General features: G+C 62.6%; 18 protein-coding genes. 9 read left to right on the top strand and 9 right to left on the bottom strand.

Translation table 11 applies throughout. The features are described from left to right. Nucleotides 1–3: 3 nt before the first annotated feature. Nucleotides 4–1,194, top strand: a complete 1,191-nt coding sequence (locus R3O64_RS04885) for an amidohydrolase (protein ID WP_143335283.1) — start codon at nt 4–6, stop codon at nt 1,192–1,194. Here the strand turns inward: R3O64_RS04885 and R3O64_RS04890 are convergent. Genes R3O64_RS04890 through R3O64_RS04915 form a run of 6 tightly spaced genes read right to left on the bottom strand, consistent with a single transcriptional unit; the run spans nt 1,191 to nt 6,137 of the window. Next, on the bottom strand, nt 1,191–2,033 hold the full coding sequence (locus R3O64_RS04890) for a MurR/RpiR family transcriptional regulator (protein WP_070530512.1): 843 nt from the start codon (nt 2,031–2,033) through the stop codon (nt 1,191–1,193). The two genes, R3O64_RS04885 and R3O64_RS04890, sit on opposite strands and share 4 nt — an antisense overlap. Nucleotides 2,034–2,044: 11 nt before the next feature. After that, on the bottom strand, nt 2,045–2,845 hold the full coding sequence (phnE, locus tag R3O64_RS04895) for a phosphonate ABC transporter, permease protein PhnE (protein ID WP_070530510.1): 801 nt from the start codon (nt 2,843–2,845) through the stop codon (nt 2,045–2,047). After that, the gene (gene phnE, locus R3O64_RS04900; protein WP_046649249.1) at nt 2,842–3,636 is read right to left on the bottom strand and encodes a phosphonate ABC transporter, permease protein PhnE; all 795 of its coding nucleotides are present in this window, start codon (nt 3,634–3,636) and stop codon (nt 2,842–2,844) included. The genes phnE (R3O64_RS04895) and phnE (R3O64_RS04900) overlap by 4 nt, the downstream gene beginning before the upstream one ends. After that, nucleotides 3,633–4,433, bottom strand: coding sequence for a phosphonate ABC transporter ATP-binding protein (gene phnC / locus R3O64_RS04905; RefSeq protein WP_167595798.1), 801 nt, complete (start codon nt 4,431–4,433; stop codon nt 3,633–3,635). The genes phnE (R3O64_RS04900) and phnC overlap by 4 nt, the downstream gene beginning before the upstream one ends. Nucleotides 4,434–4,464: 31 nt before the next feature. After that, nucleotides 4,465–5,451: a phosphate/phosphite/phosphonate ABC transporter substrate-binding protein gene (locus R3O64_RS04910; RefSeq protein ID WP_154736703.1), complete on the bottom strand. Its 987-nt coding sequence runs from the start codon at nt 5,449–5,451 to the stop codon at nt 4,465–4,467. 32 nt (nt 5,452–5,483) lie between these two features. Further along, the gene (locus R3O64_RS04915) at nt 5,484–6,137 is read right to left on the bottom strand and encodes an HAD family hydrolase (protein ID WP_284848035.1); all 654 of its coding nucleotides are present in this window, start codon (nt 6,135–6,137) and stop codon (nt 5,484–5,486) included. A 144-nt stretch (nt 6,138–6,281) separates the two neighbouring features. On the opposite strand from R3O64_RS04915, the gene R3O64_RS04920 reads away from it, so the two are divergent. Beyond that, the gene (locus R3O64_RS04920) at nt 6,282–7,190 is read left to right on the top strand and encodes a cation diffusion facilitator family transporter (protein WP_339017411.1); all 909 of its coding nucleotides are present in this window, start codon (nt 6,282–6,284) and stop codon (nt 7,188–7,190) included. On the opposite strand, the gene R3O64_RS04925 is transcribed toward R3O64_RS04920, so the two are convergent. Together R3O64_RS04925 and R3O64_RS04930 are read right to left on the bottom strand one after the other, a co-directional pair. Further along, nucleotides 7,176–8,138 (bottom strand): winged helix DNA-binding domain-containing protein, encoded by a 963-nt coding sequence (locus R3O64_RS04925; RefSeq protein WP_144014518.1) that lies wholly within the window; start codon nt 8,136–8,138, stop codon nt 7,176–7,178. The two genes, R3O64_RS04920 and R3O64_RS04925, sit on opposite strands and share 15 nt — an antisense overlap. Nucleotides 8,139–8,149: 11 nt before the next feature. Further along, nucleotides 8,150–9,697, bottom strand: a complete 1,548-nt coding sequence (locus tag R3O64_RS04930) for a succinic semialdehyde dehydrogenase (RefSeq protein WP_339017412.1) — start codon at nt 9,695–9,697, stop codon at nt 8,150–8,152. Nucleotides 9,698–9,787: 90 nt separating this feature from the next. Here R3O64_RS04930 and R3O64_RS04935 point away from each other — a divergent pair, with 90 nt between their 5' ends. The 4 genes from R3O64_RS04935 to R3O64_RS04950 all read left to right on the top strand — a co-directional run bounded on the left by R3O64_RS04935 (nt 9,788) and on the right by R3O64_RS04950 (nt 14,721). Next, nucleotides 9,788–10,960 (top strand): alanine racemase, encoded by a 1,173-nt coding sequence (locus tag R3O64_RS04935; RefSeq protein WP_339017413.1) that lies wholly within the window; start codon nt 9,788–9,790, stop codon nt 10,958–10,960. Continuing rightward, nucleotides 10,957–12,240, top strand: a complete 1,284-nt coding sequence (locus R3O64_RS04940) for a D-arabinono-1,4-lactone oxidase (RefSeq protein WP_339017414.1) — start codon at nt 10,957–10,959, stop codon at nt 12,238–12,240. The genes R3O64_RS04935 and R3O64_RS04940 overlap by 4 nt, the downstream gene beginning before the upstream one ends. A 101-nt stretch (nt 12,241–12,341) precedes the next feature. After that, nucleotides 12,342–13,532, top strand: a complete 1,191-nt coding sequence (locus tag R3O64_RS04945; protein ID WP_339017415.1) for an MFS transporter — start codon at nt 12,342–12,344, stop codon at nt 13,530–13,532. Between the two features lie 334 nt (nt 13,533–13,866). Next, nucleotides 13,867–14,721: an HNH endonuclease signature motif containing protein gene (locus tag R3O64_RS04950; protein WP_260850384.1), complete on the top strand. Its 855-nt coding sequence runs from the start codon at nt 13,867–13,869 to the stop codon at nt 14,719–14,721. A 283-nt stretch (nt 14,722–15,004) separates the two neighbouring features. On the opposite strand, the gene R3O64_RS04955 is transcribed toward R3O64_RS04950, so the two are convergent. After that, on the bottom strand, nt 15,005–15,394 hold the full coding sequence (locus R3O64_RS04955; RefSeq protein WP_004601215.1) for a heavy metal-responsive transcriptional regulator: 390 nt from the start codon (nt 15,392–15,394) through the stop codon (nt 15,005–15,007). Between the two features lie 108 nt (nt 15,395–15,502). Between R3O64_RS04955 and merA the strand changes: the two genes are divergently transcribed. The 3 genes from merA to R3O64_RS04970 all read left to right on the top strand — a co-directional run bounded on the left by merA (nt 15,503) and on the right by R3O64_RS04970 (nt 18,590). Further along, nucleotides 15,503–16,927: a mercury(II) reductase gene (gene merA / locus R3O64_RS04960; protein ID WP_046648249.1), complete on the top strand. Its 1,425-nt coding sequence runs from the start codon at nt 15,503–15,505 to the stop codon at nt 16,925–16,927. 146 nt (nt 16,928–17,073) lie between these two features. After that, nucleotides 17,074–17,637 carry a TlpA family protein disulfide reductase gene (locus R3O64_RS04965; RefSeq protein ID WP_070672565.1) on the top strand — a complete coding sequence of 188 codons (564 nt, stop codon included), beginning with the start codon at nt 17,074–17,076 and terminating at the stop codon, nt 17,635–17,637. Then, a complete protein-coding gene (locus R3O64_RS04970) occupies nt 17,634–18,590 on the top strand; it encodes a cytochrome c biogenesis CcdA family protein (protein ID WP_070447000.1) in 957 nt (318 codons plus the stop codon). Before R3O64_RS04965 ends, R3O64_RS04970 begins: the two co-directional genes overlap by 4 nt. Nucleotides 18,591–18,811 lie beyond the last annotated feature (221 nt).

Here is an 18,811-nt window from a genome sequence, read left to right on the forward strand (position 1 = left end):
GGCATGAGTATCGCCCACATCCTAGACCGCGCAGCTAAGGCCACGCAGTGGCAAGAGACGCTTTACAAGGATCTGCACCAGCATCCTGAGCTCAGCATGGAGGAGGAGCGCACCCGCGGCGTCATTGCGGGCCAGCTCCGGAAGTTTCCAGGGGTTGAGGTGCTTGAATTCGGCGGGGGAGTCGTCGGCATCCTCCGCAACGGTGAGGGTTCGACGGTTTTAGAGCGCGCCGACTTCGACGGCCTGCCCGTCACTGAAGACACTGGCTTGGACTACTCGGCCACGGGCGAGGTTATGCATGCCTGTGGCCACGACACCCACGTGACCGCCTTGCTTGGCGCTACCGAAGCTCTGGCAACAGCGACCGACTCTTGGTCTGGCACGTTTATCGCGCTCTTCCAACCGGGCGAGGAAACCGCGGAGGGTGCACAATCCATGGTGGACGCGGGACTTACCGGCAAAGTCCCCACGCCTGACGTGGCCTTTGGCCAGCACATTTTTATTGATAAAAACGCCCCGGCCGGCACGGTACTGATTGCGCCCGGCCCGGTCTTGTCGACAGCGACCTCACTCACGGTCACCGTCTATGGTCACGGTTCCCATGGCTCGATGCCGCACCTCAGCGTCGATCCAGTCGTCTTGGCCAGCTCCATCGTGTTGCGGCTGCAGACCGTCGTGTCCCGCGAAGTCGATCCTCACCAGTTCGCCGTACTGACCGTCGGCGCGCTGCAAGCGGGGTCGAAGGCCAATATCATCCCGGATTCGGCCACCCTGCGCATCAATGTCCGCGCCTATAGCGAGGAGATTCGAGAGCAAATCGTTGAGGCCATCCACCGGATCGTCAACGCCGAGTGCCAGGCAGCGATATCCCCACGTGAGCCGGAGATCACCGAAAGCGATAATTACCCGCTCACTGTCAACGATGAGGAAGTCACGAACAAGGTGCGCGCGCAGCTTGTCGACGTCCTCGGAAGCGACAACGTCCTCGACATGGAACCGTGGACCGCATCGGAGGATTTCTCGAGGATCCCCGATGCCTTCGGCGCTCCCTATTGCTTTTGGGGCTTCGGTGGCCGCACGGACGGCGTGTCCATCCCGAACCACAATCCGCGCTTTGCACCGGAGCTGCAGCCGACGCTCAGCACCGCGACGCAGGCGCTCATCGCCGCGGCCTACGCCTACCTGGGAAATTAATCTTCCATCGCCGATTGGAGCACGGAGAGCACCGTGCGCCGTGCCGCGGAATCATCGAGGTGGGAATCCACCAGCGTCACGAGTGCTTCAAGCACCAGCAGAAAAGCAACGCGCGAGGCATCCTGCAGCTCTGCACGAAATGTCCCATCCGGGGAGGGGATGACCAGCGTGTAGGAGGCGAGCTCCGCCAAGGGCGAGGAGGTAAACGAGGTCAGCGCGATGAGCTTCGCGCCCGCCTCGAAGGCTGCGGTCGCGGCTTTGAGCGTGAGCGTGGTCGACCCTGAACCGGAAACGACGAGGCACACGCACTCTGCGTCTAGTTGCGTCGCCGCGATGTGCTGGCCCATGGCCTCCGCCACGAACTCGGCTGGGCGCCCGATGCTTGTGAGGCGCAGCGCCATGGTCTGCGCCAAGGGAGCAGAGAGGCCATTGCCCACGAGGAGAACACGCTTGGCCTGCGCTACTGCCTCTACTGTCGCGGCTAGCTCATCCTCGTTGAGCAGGGAAGTAAGCCCATGCAGGTAGTTGCTGAAGGAGGCAATCTCGGTACTCATGCGGCCGACGTGGGTGGAATCGGCACCCGCCGGCGGGGTGGGGCGCTGCGCAATCTCCTGCGTGAGCGCCACACGCAACTGCTGGTACCCGTCGTAGCCCAGCGCTTTCGCGGTGCGGATGACGGAGGTACGGGACGTGCCTACCTTGGCCGCCAGCTGGTCCGCAGTGGCGTGCAGGACGAAGTCCATGTCTTCGAGGATTGCCTGGGCCACGCGTTGTTCGATGGGCTGCAGGCTCGGCATGCGCGTGGTGATATGCGCGGAGAGTGGGGCGGAATCAGTCATAGGGGTATCTATCAGGTGAATTTGGCGGCCACGATGCGGCGGCGGATAGCGCCGGAGATGGCGTCGATGGACATGGTGATGACGATGACCACGATGAGCAGGACGCCGACGACGTCCCACTGGCGGTACTGCGTATAGCCGGTGAGCATGTCACCGATGCCTCCCACGCCGATGAGGCCGAGGACCGCGGAGGTACGCACGTTGATCTCAAAACGGTAGAGCGCGAGCGAAGCCAGCTCCGGTTGGACAATGGGCCAGGTTCCCCAGCGCACCATTTCTGCCAGGCTGCCGCCGGCTGCCTTGACCGCGTCGGCCGGGCCAGTCGGTGCGGTTTCAATGGCCTCATAGGTCCACTTCGCGTGCGTGCCGATGCCGCCGATGGCCAGAGCTAGCGCGCCCGTAAACGGGGTTAACCCGGTGACGGTGAGGATAATGATGGCGATGATGATCTCCGGTACCGCGCGGATGATGGCAAACAGCGCGCGAAGTGGTAGGCATACCCACCCCGGGGAGACCGTATTGGCAGCTAGGACACCGAGGATGGTGGAGAGGAACACGCCGAGCAGCGCGCCGATCCAGGCCATCGCCACGGAGCGCCAGGTCTGCAGGAGGGCCTCACCCAGCTTGGACCAGTCCGGGTTGGAGAACATGAGCACGAGGTAGTGCCAGATGTTCGAGGGCAAATCTTTAAGAGCCGTCAGATCAACGCGAATGTAGCCAAAGGACAGCGCTAAAATCATAAGGATTCCGGCCCACGCAGCGAAGACTCCCCAGCTGCGGGAGCGGGAGGGAAGTACATGTGCAGTGCTCATCGCAGCCTCTTTCGCAGGTTGACGGACACGATCTCCAGGGCGATGACCACGACGAGCAGCTCGAGCACGATGGCGGAGAGTGCGTCATAGCGGTAGAAGCCGCGGACTTCGTCGATCAGCAGGCCAATGCCACCAGCGCCCACGAGGCCGAGGACCGCGGAGATGCGGACGTTGAGCTCGAGGGAGTAGATCACCTGGCTGGCAAAGACCGGCCAGGTCTGCGGCAGGGCAGTAACCCGGTTGATCTGGGTTTGCGTGCCGCCGGCGGCGCGGCCGGCCTCCATATAAGAATCATCTGCGGAGTCGATGGCTTCGGAGACGAGCTTGACCACGATGCCGACGTCGAAGAGCACCAGCGTGATGATGCCGGGCAGGGCACCGACGCCGAGCATGGCCACGAGGATGGTGGCGTAGACCAAGTCGGGCACCGCGCGGACAACGTTGACGATGCCGCGCACTAGCGAGCGCCACGGTGTCGATGGGTTGGTGGGCCGCGCCGCCCACAGGGATAGGGGCAGAGCGATGACCGCGGAGATGGCGGCACCGACGACGGCCATGGCGAGGGTTTCAAGCATCGGCTCCCACGTGCGCGGGAGGATGGACCAGTCGGGGCTGAACATCAGGGCCAAGCGGTCGGCGCCGTTGCGCCAGTTGCGAGCGATCTGCCCAAAGTCGATCTCGATTCCGCCCCAGGCGGGGACGCAGGTGGCGATGGTGAGCGCGAGAAAAGCAGCCAGCCCGCCAAGGATGCCGGGCCAGTTGCGCTGCCGTGGGGGAAGTACCGCCGTCATGCCCGGCTCTCCTGACTTCCCAGCTGGTCTTCCTCGCGGATGCGCCGGCCGTAGATGGCTTCGAAATCCTCCACGGTGGAGCCCGCGGCGGGCCCATCGAAAACTATCTTGCCGTGGCGAATGCCGATGATGCGCGAGGCGTAGTCTTGCGCCAGATCCACCAGGTGCAGGTTCACCAGGGTGGTCAGGTCCCGCTCGGTATTGATGCGGCGTAGATCCTTCATCACGGAGTGGGCAGTGGGCGGGTCTAGGGAGGCGACGGGTTCATCGGCCAGCATGATCGCCGGCTTCTGGGACAGGGCGCGGGCGATGGCCACGCGCTGCTTCTGGCCGCCTGATAAGGCGCCGGCCTTATTCCACGCCTTGTCGAGGAGCCCTACGGAGTCGAGGGCTTCGGCGATGATTGCTTTGTCCTCGGCGGTAGAGATTCCCAACAGGGTGCGCCAGCTGGGATTGTGAGAAAAGCGCCCGACGAGGACATTGGAGAAGACGCTCGCGCGGTCCGCCAGGTTGAACTCCTGGAAGATCATGCCGATGCGGCCGCGCAGCTTCCGCAGCTGCGCTCCCTTCGCCGCAGAAATCTCGTGGTCGCCGACGAAAATCTTGCCGGATGTCGGTTGCACGAGGCCGTTGATGCTGCGGATGAACGTGGATTTGCCAGAGCCGGACAGGCCGACGATGGCGACGAATTCGCCGGGAGCGATGTCCACGGAGACATCGTCAAGCGCCAGCGTTCCGTTGGGGTAGCGCACCGAGACATTCTCGAAGCGGATTCCCCACGCTTTCTCCTCCGTCATGGGTGAAGCCTTTCTGAGTAGGGGCGTCAGGCTACTGGGCGAAGCGCTCGTTGACCTTGCGCGCCATATCGATGGATTCCTGCTTGGCGGGAACCCAGTCGGTGATGTCGAAGATGGCGGACATGGTATCCGGGTCAACCTCGGAGAAGCCGTCCATGAGGTCGGTGATCTGGCCGCGCAGATCCTCCGGCACCTCATCAGAAATCACGACGCCACCGTTGGGGTACATGTCGGTGTAGCCGAAGACCACGAGCTTCTCAGCCAGATCTGGCGCCTCCGATGCGTCGATGGTGGAGCGCGCATCCCAGAAGCTGAAGCCCACCTCGGCATCGCCGTTGTAGACCGCCATGATGGAGGCATCGTTGGAGGTCACTGGCACCTTCTTGAGGCTGTCGACGTCGATGCCCTGGGATTCCATGGCCATGACCGGCAGCTGGTATCCGGCGGGGGAGGTAGCACCCAGCATGGCGACGGTGGTCTCCCCATCGATCTTCTTGAGCGCCTCGAGGCCCTTCGGACCCTGGCCCTTGTTCTCCTCCGGGGTGGCGGTGCCGTTGCAGTACAGGTAGTCGGCACCGCTGGCAGCATAGGTGGAGGCCACCGGCTCGTCCTCGCAGTACTTGTCGGGGTTGTTGGTGACGAACTGGCCGGCGTAGGAATCCGCGCCGAAGCGCTCGTCCTGCAGCACGGCGTGAGCGCCGTACATGTCTTCGGCGGAGGCCAGCTGCGCGGCGGAGGCGATGGCGATATCTGCCTGGCCGGAGCCGATGGCCTCGACGGCGGCCTGGTAGTCCTTGGTCACGACCCCCTCGACCTCGATGCCGAGCTCCTCGGAAAGGTAGTCAGTCAGCGGCTTTGCGGTGGTGACGAGATCGTTGACCTTCTCGTTCGGGATGAGCGCGAGGGTGAGCTTGTCGGGGGAGTTCGAGTCATCGGTTGAGGAGGAATCAGAGGAGCAAGCGGTCAGGGAGAGCGACAGTGCAAGGGCGGAGGCAGCGAGGGCGGTGAAACGGCGCATGAGAATGTCTTTCTGTGTCGAGGGGGGGAGTGCTAGAAGGCGGAAGATAGTTCAGAAAAGATGTCGGTGACGCGCTGAGCGCGCCACGTGGGGTTGGCGTCTGCGGGGGTGGCGAACGGTGTTTCCAATAAAACGGTGCGCCCGCCACGGGCAGCCACGGGAGCGAGATCGAAATCCCAGATATCGCCGAAAGCGATGATGGGGCTATCGGGGGAATCAGATTCGAGGATTCGAGTCAAGCCGTCGGGCTTGCCCACCCTCGTGTAGATGGCGTCGAAGGAGTTGCTCAGCCCCAAAACCTTTAGCGCCTCTGCGAGGCCAGTTTCGGGGGAGTTGGTGGCGAGAACCGCGCGGCCGGGATACGAGCCTAGAAACTCGGCGAGGCCTTCGGGCGCTTTGATTCCGGTGTCCGCAAGGTTTAGTCGGGAGGCCATGTAGGCCTGTTGACAGGAGTCCTCCGGGACATCGCAATCCGCGGCGAGGCTGCGGACGAGGTCGTAGCCGTCGCGATAGTGCACTAGGGAGGCGTCGTTCGTTGAGAGCATGTGCTCGGCGGTGTGGGGGATGGAGTGGTTTCCGGTTGCCTCCCCGATGTGGCGGGCATAGGCCAGCACGGGCCCGTGGCCCAGGCTAACGGTGCCGTCGAAATCGAAGAGGAGAACTGGGGGAGATATGTCTTTGGACATGAAGTACAAACTAACGACGGTTTATGTACTTTACGACCACACGCGGTAAACAATGCGTGAACAGTACGTGCACACTCGCCTTTGGTAGCCTGACTCACGGTAAATAGAAATTTTCCTCAGCGAAGGACATATAGAAGGACACACATGTCTCTTCCAACCGAGCAACTGCTGCTCGAACGCTTCATGAAGCTCTCCATCGCCACCGCAGTTGCCACGATCGCGCTCAAGGTCATCGCTGCTGCGGTGACGGGGTCGGTGGGCTTTCTTTCCGACGCCCTCGAATCCGGCGTGAACCTCGTAGCCGCCGTCGTGGGTTTTGTGGCTATCAAAATTGCGGCGAAGCCGGCAGACGCAAACCACCAGTTCGGCCACGGCAAGGCCGAGTATGTTTCCGCGTTGGTAGAGGGCGCGATGATTTTCGTGGCCGCCGCGATGATCATCTACACGGCCATCCGCCGATTTCTGGCTCCGCAGCCGCTGGAGCAACCTGGGCTCGGCCTCTTACTGTCACTCATCGCTTCCTTGCTGAACTTGGGCGTGGGCCTCCTGCTTGTGCGCGCAGGCAAGCAACACCGCTCAGCTACCTTGCAGGCGGACGGAAAGCACTTGCTTACCGACGTCTGGACGTCCGTCGGTGTCCTCCTCGGCATTGGTGCGGTCGCACTGACTGGCTGGCTGTGGTTGGATCCCGTCATTGCGCTGGCAGTGGGCATTAACATCTTGTGGACTGGGTACAAGCTGCTCAAGGAATCCTTGAGCTCCCTGTTGTCGGAGTCTCTACCGAAGGAAGAGCACGCCCAGCTGGACGCGCTTCTCAATGAGCTGGAGGGCCGTCACGATGTTTCCTTTACCTCACGCCGCACGGTCGCGGCAGGGCGCCAGCGCCTTGTTTACCTCACCATGGATGTTCCCGGCGAGTGGACGGTGCTGCACTCGCACACAATCGCCGACCGCATCGAAGACACCATCGATGAGCTTTTTCCCGGCGCGGAAGTGTTTATCCATGTCGAGCCCGAAGGAACGGTTCATCGCCGCATCCTACGGATGCCGTAAGCTGGCTACACCGCGCCCGCCTTCCATGACCCACGGCCAACTGAGGCCATTTCGAGTGAGGACGTTTGCTCGGATCTCATCGGGCACAATCCATTCCTTGTGGGCATAGCCCAGCAGGTATTCGTCGAAGGCGGGGAGTTCGAGCCGGATTTTTAAGGCACCGTCGATTTCGCTCGCGGTGACATCCTCCTGCCAGCCCGCCATCCACAGTGTCTGCCCGTCATGGCTAACGGTCGTGGCCTCCGTGCTCGCAAGAGCCTTGGCAGCCTGGGATTTGCTGAGCTTGGACCATGTTTGGAGGTCGGCTACGGATACGGGGCCGTGGCCTTCGACATAGCGCTGGGCTAGCTCTGAGAGTGGCTTCTCTGGCTTGCGCTGGACGCTAGGCAGCGCGTCGACATGGAGGAAGGTCTCTTGGTTGCCAGCTTTTGGGCCCTGTACCAAGTCACCGGCACCGCCGAATGCGCGGAGTAGGTGGGAGCCCCTGCCTTCTGTGGGGTTCACTCCAGCCTCAGCGAAAATCTCGTAGACTTCCGTGCGAGTGAGAGGCTCGGTGGCTGCGCCATGTAGTGCTTCCGAAGCTGCTGCCACCATGTCTTCGCTGAGCCCCAAGCTCGGTCGCCGAGATTTCTGGCTGGAGGCCACGCGCGGATAGAGCAAGCGGGACATCCAGCGGACGTCGGCGGCCGGCATGAAGTGCAGCGTGCCGCGCTGTGGCCAACAGCGCACCACGCGATAGTGTCCAACTTCACCGAGCACCTCTTGATCAGTGCAGCCGGCGCGAAGGGCAAGTGCTGTGATGCCGGCATCGTAGGTCTGACCCTGCAGAGCGAGGAGATGCTCAGCGACGTCCAGCGCCGAGGCGAGCTGTGATCTCGCGGCCGATGGGGCGAGACCTTGAGCAATGAGCCGGCGTGCTAGAAGTTCGTCGCGGTTAAGTTCCTTCATGGCTGTCTACATTAGAGCCGGAAGGTCTTCATCAGCTGCATGCCCGTCGATACCAGCTGGCGGAAGCGCTCCGGTGAGACGTACTCCGACGGCGCAAGTGGGTGCAGGCGCTGCTCGGCCACGGTGCGCTCGTTGGCCCACAGGCGCATGCCGGTAATGCCGTGGCGGTGGTTCAGGCCAGATTCCTTGACGCCTCCACCTGGCGCGGCGATAGAACCGTAGGCGGCGGCGAAGCCTTCGTTGATGTTGACCATGCCGGCCTCTAGCTGGGAGGCAACCTTCCACGCGCGGCGGGAGTTTCCGGACCACACTGAGGCAGAAAGACCGTAGGTGGTGTCATTGGCGCGCTGGATGGCTTCGGCATCGGAGCTCACCGGGTATACCGCCAACACTGGGCCGAAAGTCTCGGTGGCATAGAGATCCATCTCTGGGGTCACGCCGGTGAGCACGGTGGGCTCATAGAAGAAGGGCCCAAGATCCGGCCGAGCCTTTCCGCCATAAACCACGGTGGCGCCCTTGGAAACGGCGTCCTCGACGTGGGCGACCACGGCATCGAGCTGGCGCTGCGAGGTCAGTGAGCCGATGGTGGCAGCATCGGAGAATGCCGCCCCGAGCACTTGCTGGTCCAGAGCGTTCTTGAGTTCTGCGAGGAACTCCTCAAAGACGCTCTCGTGGACATAGGCGCGCTCGGCGGACATGCACAGCTGCCCGGAGGAGGAGAAGGCGGTGCGTACCGCACCTTGGGCGGTGGGTTTAAGGGGGGCGTCGTCAAGCACGAGCATCGGGTTCTTGCCGCCCAACTCCAACATGGTGGGGATGAGGCGCCCCGCGGCCCGGGTGGCAATCGACTTGCCAGCCTGGGTGGAACCGGTAAAGGAGAGGCCATCCACCAGCGGAACCAGGGCGTCACCCACCTCGGCACCCCGGCCGGGAACCAGCTGCCAGGCGGCCTCCGGAAGGCCCGCCTCAATGGCTAGGCGCCGAAGCAGAATTGCCGTCAACGTGGTCTGGGAGTCCGGCTTGTGCACCACGGCATTGCCGGCGGAGAGCGCTGCCAGAACATCGCCCACACCCAGGGACAGTGGGTAGTTCCACGGGGAGATGAGCCCCACCACGCCCAGCGGGTAATGCTGCGTGCGTGTCTTGGTCAGTACGGGAAGCGCGCCGGGGTGGCGGTCGTTTCCGAAAGCTTTGCAGATGTTGACGGCATAGAAGCGCGCGCAGTTATACAAATCCATCAGCTCGTCATAAGCGTGGGAGCGGGACTTGCCGTTCTCGGCTTGGATCAGGTCGAGGATGAGCTCCTCGTTCTCGTGGACGAGGTCGTGCAGACGCAGCAGGATGGCGGCGCGGTCACCTTGGCCGACGCCGGCGCGCGCATAGGTGACTGCCTGCTCGACGTCCCCGGCGGTGGCGACGGGGAAGCTAAAGAGCTCCTCACCGCTAAACGGCGCGTGAGCCTGGTGCTGCTCACCCGTGCCGCGAACATCGCGGGCGGGGTCCGTATCCAAGAAATTGTGCACTCGCTGGGGCAGGCGTGTCTGAGTGAAGGTTTTCATGCGGTCTATTGTCCCAAAAATATGGGATGGCGCTATGAGTTTTTCGAGATTTGTCTCACAAACTAAATTAGTTGTGGTTAGGATGACGCTATGCCAATCCTTGCGACCACTCCACAGTCCCAGGTGCGTTCGGCCGTTGAGCCGCTCGTCAGGTCTGGTGAAAGCCCAGCGCCCGTCGGCGTTATTGACCTCGATGCATTCGACTACAACGCTGCACAGATGCCCACCCGCGCCGGGGGTCTGCCCATCCGCGTGGCCTCGAAGTCAATACGCAGCGTGGCGGCACTACGCCGTGCCCTCGAGCATGAGGGCTACCGAGGCATCCTCTCGTATTCCGTACCGGAGGCGCTGCATCTGGTCGGGGAGGGTTTCCGCGACATCGTGGTGGCCTACCCGAGCGTTAACCGTCAAGCCCTGCGTGAGCTCGCCGCAGATGACACGGCGCGCGAATCCATCACCGTCATGGTGGATAGCGTGGAGCTGTTGAGCCTGCTCGAGGGTTCTGTACGCGTGGCCATCGATATTGATTGCACGCTCCACTTGCCGGGTGCGGTTATCGGCCCGCGGCGCTCGCCCGTGCGCACTCCGGAACAGGTCTCAGCGCTGGCGCGTGAAGTCGTTCGGCGCGGGCACAGGCTTGTGGGGCTCATGGCTTATGAAGGCCAGGTGGCCTCCGTCGCGGATGGCCTGCCAGGTCCAGTGGGAGCGGTCAAGCGTTGGTTGCGTTCAAAGTCCATGGCGGACCTCGCCCCGCGGCGCCGAGCCTGCGTGGCGGCCGCGCGGGAGGTGGCGGACATCGAATTCGTCAACGGCGGTGGCACGGGCAGCCTCCAGGAATCCGCGGCCGAGGGAACTTTGACCGAGCTGGCCGCTGGCTCCGGCTTCTATACGCCAGCGATCTTTGATGATTTCACTGGCATTAACCACAAGGCGGCCGCGTTCTTCGTCTGCCAAGTATCCCGTGTGCCCGCGCCGGGCTGGGCCACGGTCAACTCCGGCGGCTGGATCGCCTCCGGCCCTCCCGCGAAGGAGCGCGTCCCCGTACCGGTGTGGCCGGCGGGCCTTAGCTACTCCAGTACTGAGGGCGCCGGTGAGGTCCAGACCCCACTGCGCGGGGCTGACTTAGAAGTCGAGGACCTGGTGTGGTTCCGCCACGCCAAGGCCGGCGAAATGACGGAAAACGTCGACCGCCTCCTCGCCGTCGGGCACGACGGCGTTGATGTATGGGACACCTATAGAGGACAAGGATGGACACTCCGATGACAACCACATTTAGCAATTGGGCAGGTTCGGTTGCTGCGAAACCGCAGGAGTTTGTACAGCCCTCCCGCATAGACGAGATCCCCGGAATTATTAGCCGCTCCCGCAGCGTGCGTGCGGTGGGCGCCGGCCACTCCTTCACTCCCATCGCGGCAGGGGAGGAGACGATGCTCAACCTAGACCACGTGAGTGGGCTGGTGAGCGTCGATAAGCAGCGCAAACGCGTCCGGTTCCTGGCCGGCACTCGCTTGCGGGATGTGCCTAGGCTCCTGCGCCCGTTTGGGCTTGCCCTGGCTAACCAGGGCGATGTGGACCCGCAATCGCTGGCGGGTGCGATTTCGACCTCGACCCACGGCACCGGCATCAATTACACGGGATTTGCGGGGACGGTCACTGGGCTGACGCTTATCGACGCCGACGGCAACACCCGTACCTATTCCATCGACGAGGACCCGGAGCTCCTGCGCCTCGTAGTCGTCAGCGTGGGCGCGCTCGGCGTGGTCGTCGAAGTCGAAATGCAGTGTGTGGATGCCTTCGACCTGCTGGCAGAGGAGTCCGGCATTGCCTTCGATGAGTTGATGGACAACTGGGAGGAGCTCTCCCGCAGCGTCGACCACTTCGAGTCCTATTGGTTCCCGCATACCGACCGCGCGATGGTCAAGGCCAACACGCGCCTCGAACCGAATGGGGAGCGCCGCTCACGGCTCAAAGCACTTATCGACGACGAGCTCATTGGCAACGGCGCCTTTGCCGCCGCCTTGGCGTTGGGGCGCCTGATTCCGGGAACGATTCCGACCCTTAATATGTTCGCCACCTCGGTCATTTCTCATAATCGCTACCGTTCCGCCGCCCATGACGTGTTTGTCAGCCCGCGCCGGGTGCGCTTCCACGAGATGGAGTACGCGGTGCCGCTTGCCGACGGCCCCGCCACCGTTCGCGAAATCCGTCGCTTCATTGATGAGCAGGATTGGCGCATCGGATTTCCGATGGAGCTGCGCACGACGGCCGCGGATGACGTTGCTCTCTCGACGGCATCGGGCCGTGAGTCGATGTACATTGCATTCCACATTCCGCGTGCGTTGAATCCGCAGGACTACATGCCGAAGCTGGAACCCATTTTCCGCGCGGCCGGTGGACGCCCGCACTGGGGGAAGATGAACTCCCTGTCCCGGAACGACTTTGCTCAACTTTATACAAGATTTGATGAGTTCTGCGAGCTGCGTGAAAAGATGGATCCGGAGTGGAAGTTTGGTTCATACTACCTGCGAAAACTGTTCGGGTAGGGGCGTCGTCAAGCGCCGTGCAACCCGTGATTTGGATTCGAAAGTATCTCTGATCTTTGGTAGCGTGTGGAAGTCTTAATTCCATAACGCTATCGAAGAAGGTGTCTCAAACGTCCTCTGAATCCCAGTCCCTCATTACGCCGACATTCGTGTTTGCGTGGTTGGTAAATTTCGCCCAGTTTACGGTCTTCTATCTGCTCGTGACCATCATGGCGCTCTATGCCGTGGAGCAGTTTCAGGCTTCGGATACGGCGGGCGGGTTTGCGTCCAGTGCCTTTGTGGTGGGGGCGACGATTGCTCGCCTCTTTTCGGGCTACATTGTGGATGCTGTTGGGCGGAAACGTTCGCTGGTCATCTCCCTCATCGTGGTGGCTGTGGCGATGGCGCTGTATTTCCCAGCTCAGTCTCTGCCACTGCTGTTTGCTGTCCGTATCTTGCACGGCTTCGGCTATGCGGTGGCGTCGACGGCTGTGATGGCTGTGGCTCAATCGGTTATCCCGGACCATCGTCGCGCAGAGGGAACGGGATACTTCGCCTTGGGGACGACGCTGGCCACCGCTTTTGGTCCTGCGGCAGGCCTAGCGATTGTCCACAACGCCGGCTATAACTCCGTGTTTCTAGTGGCGTTGACGCTGACGGTGGTGGCCTTGGGACTGGGGATCGTCGTCAAGGCGCCGGCGCAGGAGCATCGAAGCGTCTCCTTCTCCTTGGGGAATATTGTGCACCCAGCGGTGGCACCTTTTGGCGTGTTCATTCTTTTGGTCGGTGTTGCTTATACGGGCATTATCACCTTCCTGAATGGCTATTCCTCCCACGCGGGGCTGGAGAAGGGCGCTAGCTACTTCTTCTTGGCTTATGCGGTGGTGAGCCTCGTTCTGCGCTTTGTGTTGGGTAGGCTGCAGGACCGCCGTGGTGACAACATCATCATCTACTCTTCACTCGTCTTCTTTATTGCCGGCTTGGCTGTCCTGGCTTCGGCTGGTGCTGATTGGCAGATTGTTGCTGCGGGGGCCTTGGTGGGTATCGGATATGGCTCTATCCTGCCGGCGGGGCAGGCTATCGCTGTGCGTCTGGTGCCGATGCATGAAATGGGTGCGGGGATCTCGACCTTCTTCTTGCTGCTGGACCTAGGCATCGGCTTCGGCCCGATTCTGCTGGGACAGGTCATCTCCGCGACGGGATACTCCGCCATGTATTGGATGTTGGCAGCCTTGATGCTGGTTGCCTCAGTGGTCTATTTCTTTGTTCATGGGCGCAAGGACATTGCGCGCGGTGACGTGCGTTATGAATAGATCCCTCGTGAGCATCACCCTGGCCAGTACTGTAGTTTTGGCGCGGACCCCGAGCGTCTGATGTCGAACGTGTAGTCTAAACCTGGGGTTGATACCCCCGTTTATAGTGACGACTTGACATGAATGTAGTGCTGGCTATGACTATGTGGGGTGTGTGGTACTAGAATCATGGTTAGAACACTTCTTCTAACTCATGTTGATCTCGGGGGAGACCATGACCACTACTGCTACACGCCCGCCTACCTTTTTCTTTTCCACCACCAACCCTAATAATCCACATGCGATGGCTCGTGCTCAAGCCCGAAGAGCCATCTATAAAACCTGGGTCGGGGCCATGCCCAGCCTTGACGCCGATATCAACACCACCGCACTATCCCTAGTGGCAGCCTGGTCACTGCCGGAAGGCCACATTAAATCAGGCCTGCGTGCTATCCACCGGCTAGAAAGTCTGCCGAAAGTCAAAGCCATACAAGACACCCACTGCCTGCTCGACATTGAATCCCTCATTGCTATTGATCAACCCATGTCAGCACTCACAGCCTTGACTGATGAAACCCTAGAGTTCATCGACACCCTCCTGGCTGACTTCTTTACCCCTTCTAAACCGAACCAAGCTTTTCCCACGCGTAGCCAAATCAGGCGCAAAGTCCGCGATATATGTAAAACACTGGATGATTCCATCGCCTATCGGGATACCCGCCCTAAAGATACCTACCGGTTTTCCTCTAACGGCACCTCAGCGTGGTTGGAACTGCAGGTTGAAGAAGACACCGGCATTAAACTCGATGCCTTCATCCACCAGACCGCAACCAAGGAAGACATCACTGTCCCTGAGGCAGTCATCAAACTGCTTTCCGGTGAAATAAAGCCACCAGCCACCGTAGTACTCCACACCTACCAAGCCTGCGATATTGAGGATGCACCGACCTTTATTGAAGGCTTCGGCTGGCGGGCTGAGCCCATGCCACATGACAAGGTGCGAGATTTAACCGGTGAGGTCGCCGAAGCCGACGGCTACCAACCCGGCCTGATTATGCGCAAACTTGTCGAAGGACGCGACGGTACCTGCCGGGTCGGCGGATGCGGCGAGCCTGCTTTTCTCAGCCAGTTGGATCACCGACACAACTGGGCCGAAGGCGGGCCAACCCACCCGAAGAACCTGGTTTTCGCCTGTCGATCATGGTGGTGATGGTGCACAGAATTATGAACACAAGGGCCCACCAACTACCTGCTCGCGAAGACTGTTCTTGTCCACCGGGAACTGGTCTTATTTCCGTCTTCCCGTAGGGGACTATTTTTACTTTGGCTCAAAATGCACCAAAGGTATTATCCTCAACCGCCAAAATGTTACTTCCAGGTAAGAAATAGTCCCTATTTATAGATAGCTCCTGGCGGTTAATCCTGTCATCCTGGCTCTCGTCGAGCTGCAACTCTCGCATAGCGTGGTTGCTAAGGAGGTGTGCCCAATTGGATTACAAGTACCTACACACTTGATCGGTGCTGCACGTTTCAGGGTCCGGGTGTGCGGCGTCCTGTCTGAGGTCCGCGATAGTGTCGCGCAGCACGGAGAGCTGCGCGATCTGCTGCTCGATCTCAGCGAGGCGCACGTCAAGCAGGTCGCGCACGTGCTCGCAGGGCGCCTGGCCGCCGTCGCGGATGTCGAGGATCTGGCGGATCTGGGCGAGGGTGAGGCCCGCGGCCTGGCCCCGGTGGATGAACCCGACCCGACCCACGGCATCCTCGGCGTAGTCCCGATAGCCGGAGGCCAATCGCTCGGCCGGAGGGAGCAGCCCCGACTCCTCGTAGAACCGCAGGGTCTTGGTCGTGGTTCCGGTTGCTTCCGCAAGCTGTCCGATCCTCATGTTCGCCGATTCCCCTTCCAATGGCCACCACACTTGACCTTCCATTGTACTGGAAGGTTCACAATGGTTCCATAGGAACTTTTGAACCACAGGGAAGAGACATCTGGAATGACAAACGAAAAGTTCGATCTGGCGATTATTGGTTCCGGCGGCGGAGCGTTTGCGGCCGCGATCCGGGCCACCGGACTGGGCAAGCGCGTCGTGATGGTGGAGCGCGGCACCGTGGGCGGGACATGCGTGAACACGGGCTGCGTCCCGTCGAAGGCGCTCCTGGCTGCCGCGGAGGCCCGCCACGTGGCGTTGGATTCGGCCCGCTTCCCTGGGGTGGCGGCCTCGGCGGGCCCGGTGGACATGCCGGCCCTGATTCAGGGCAAGGCCGCGCTGGTTGAAAGCATGCGCACGGAGAAGTACGTCGATCTGGCCGCGGACTACGGGTGGACGATGATCTCGGGGGACGCGTCGTTCACCGGAACCCAGGACGCACCGCTGCTCCGGGTGATCTCCCCGGATGGTGCAGTGAGAACGATCGAGGCCGGGCACTACCTCGTGGCCACTGGCTCCGCACCCTACGTGCCGCCCGTTCCCGGACTGGCCGAGGCCGGGTACCTGACCTCGACGACGGCGATGGAACTGGACGAGGTGCCCGAATCAATGCTGATCCTGGGCGGAGGCTATGTTGCCCTGGAGATGGCACAGCTTTTCTCCCGGCTGGGCTCCCGGGTGACCATGCTGGTCCGTTCCCGGTTGGCCTCGCAGGAGGAACCGGAGGCATCCAAGGCGTTGGCGGGGGTGTTCGCCGACGAGGGGATCCGGGTGGTCCGGCGGGCCATGGCCGACTCCGTGGCCTCCGGCCCGGACGGGGTCTCGGTGACGGCAAACGTGGCCGGGGGCGAGGAGGTGTTCCGCGCTTCCCGCATCCTCGTGGCACTGGGCCGCCGCCCGGTGACCGAGGGACTGGACCTTGACGCCGTCGGGGTGAAGACCGGCGCATCCGGCGAGATCGTGGTCGATTCCCGCCTGGCCACGTCCAACCCGCGGGTTTGGGCCGCCGGGGACGCGACCGGCCATCGGGAGTTCGTTTACGTCGCAGCGGCCCACGGCGCCTTGGCCGTGGACAATGCGTTCACCGATGCCCTGGCCGAGGTCGACTACCGGCACCTGCCCCGGGTCACCTTCACCAGTCCCGCCATCGGGGCGGTCGGGATGACGGAAAAGGAAGCTGTCGCCGCCGGGATCAGCTGCGAGTGCCGGGTCCTCCCCCTGGAGTACGTGCCGCGAGCCGTGGTCAACCGCGACACCCGCGGCTTCATCAAGGTTGTCGCGGACCGCGACACCGGACGGATCCTGGGCCTCTCCGCGGTGGCCAAGGACGCCGGGGAAATCGCCGCCGCCGGCGTCTACATCCTCGAAGCGGGCATGACCACCGCGCAGGTCGCCGCCGCCTGGAGCCCCTACCTGACGATGGCCGAGGGCATCAGGATCGCCGCCAAGGCCTTCACCACCGACGTCTCCGAGCTCTCCTGCTGCGCCTGAGCTCCAGCCCCCACTACCGAAGCAAAGGAATGCCCTGACCGCCACCGACCAGGCCCTCACCTATCTGTTGTCCCCGAGCACCACCGCACCGACCACGGCACCGCCTGAGTCCCCATCCCCATTCCTGGAAGGAACCACCAGACACCATGACATACCCGAGATCCCGCCGTTCTCTGTCCGTTCCCCGGCCCAGGCACCTCGCCTCCGCCCTGTTTCTGGCAGCGGTCATGGCACTGACAACCGCCTGCGCCAGCTCACCGAGCGGCCCGTCGGCCGCGCCAGGCGGTTCGTCGCCCGACGCGGCCGGTGCCGTTGCTGTTACGGTCTCCGACATTGACGGCACTACCCGGACCATCCCGGACGGTAAGCCCGCAGCACTGTTCTTCTTCTCTGCCGGATGCGGTGAGTGTGCGGAAGGGGCCGATTCCCTGAACAAGGCCTCCACGGCCCTGGGAAGCTCGGCCGACTACCTCCTGGTGGACGTGGACCCCCGAGAACCGAAGGAGACCATCAACGGATTCCGCGATTACATCAAGGCCCCTGAGCTCCCTGCCGTCATCGACACCGAGGCCACACTGACCACCCGGTACAAGGTCACCTCCATAAGCACCCTGGTGGTGGTCGACGCGAAGGGCGACGTTACCTTCCGGGCCACCGACCCGTCTGCGGAAAAGATCCAAGAAGAACTCACCAAGGCCGGTGCCCAATGACAGCCCTGCTTGCCCTGGCCTTCGCCGCTGGAATGATTGCCCCGGTCAATCCCTGCGGTTTCGCCCTCCTGCCCGCCTGGATAGCCCAGACCATCGGGGACGCCCGGACGCGCCCGCTCGCGCTGCGTCTGGCCCACGGGCTCCGGGCCGGGCTCGCGCTCAGCCTCGGCTTCGCCGGGACCCTGGCAGCCTTCGGGCTGATCGTCAGCGCGGGCGCCAGGACCCTGATCAGCGCAGCGCCCTGGCTGGGAATGGCCACCGGGGTGATCCTTCTCCTGCTGGGCCTGGCCATGCTCACCGGACTCACACCACGGCTCCGTCTGCCGGCCTGGGCCAAGAAACCCCGCACACAAGAAGCCGCAGGGGCAGGTCACAAAACCGGGCGCATGGTGGCCTTCGGGATCGGATACGCCGCAGCATCCCTCGGCTGCACCCTCGGGGTGCTCCTGGCCGTGATCGCCCAAGCCCAGGCCGTCGCCAGCTACGCCGGGCTGCTCGCGGTCTTCGCCGCCTACGCCGCAGGCTCGGCCACTGTCCTGATGCTCGTTTCGGCAGGCACGGCCATCGCCGGGGCCGCCCTCGGGCGAAGAATCACCGGCCTGGCCAAGCACAGCAACCGCATCGCCGCCTTCATCCTCACCATAACCGGCGCCTACCTCAGCTGGTATTGGTATCCCGCCGCCACCGGCGGAACCGCACAGGCCAACAGCCTCGCCGTATGGTCAGCCGCCGCCAGCGCCTGGATCAGCGACAACAGCACCCTGATCGCAGCCCTCGCCGCAGCCGTGGTGCTCGCATCGGCATTGGCCGCCCTCAACCGGCGCAGGAGACTGCGCATCAGACAGGGAACGCCGCCCACAGGCGAGGGCCCCGGGCAAAGCGGGGAACCCGACTGCTGCACACCAACTCCGGACAACAACTCGACCGAGGACCGGCCAGGCACGATCCCGTAGCTGGCCGAGGACTCCCAAAAAGCAAGGGGGAGGGGGAACCTTGCCCATCTTCTGGCAAACGAGGCGCCCGCCTATCAGGACAGGTTGGTACAGCGGCATCAGGCCGGAAGTCAATTCGTGCAGAGGACTTCGGGCAATCCGTCAGGAGCCCTCTGTACCGCCCCCGCAATGACGGGAACGTCAGTGTGGTGGACTTCGGAAAGCCACAGTGACACCCACTA

This window comes from Corynebacterium hesseae (assembly GCF_037850265.1).
Taxonomy (GTDB): Bacteria; Actinomycetota; Actinomycetes; order Mycobacteriales; family Mycobacteriaceae; genus Corynebacterium; species Corynebacterium hesseae.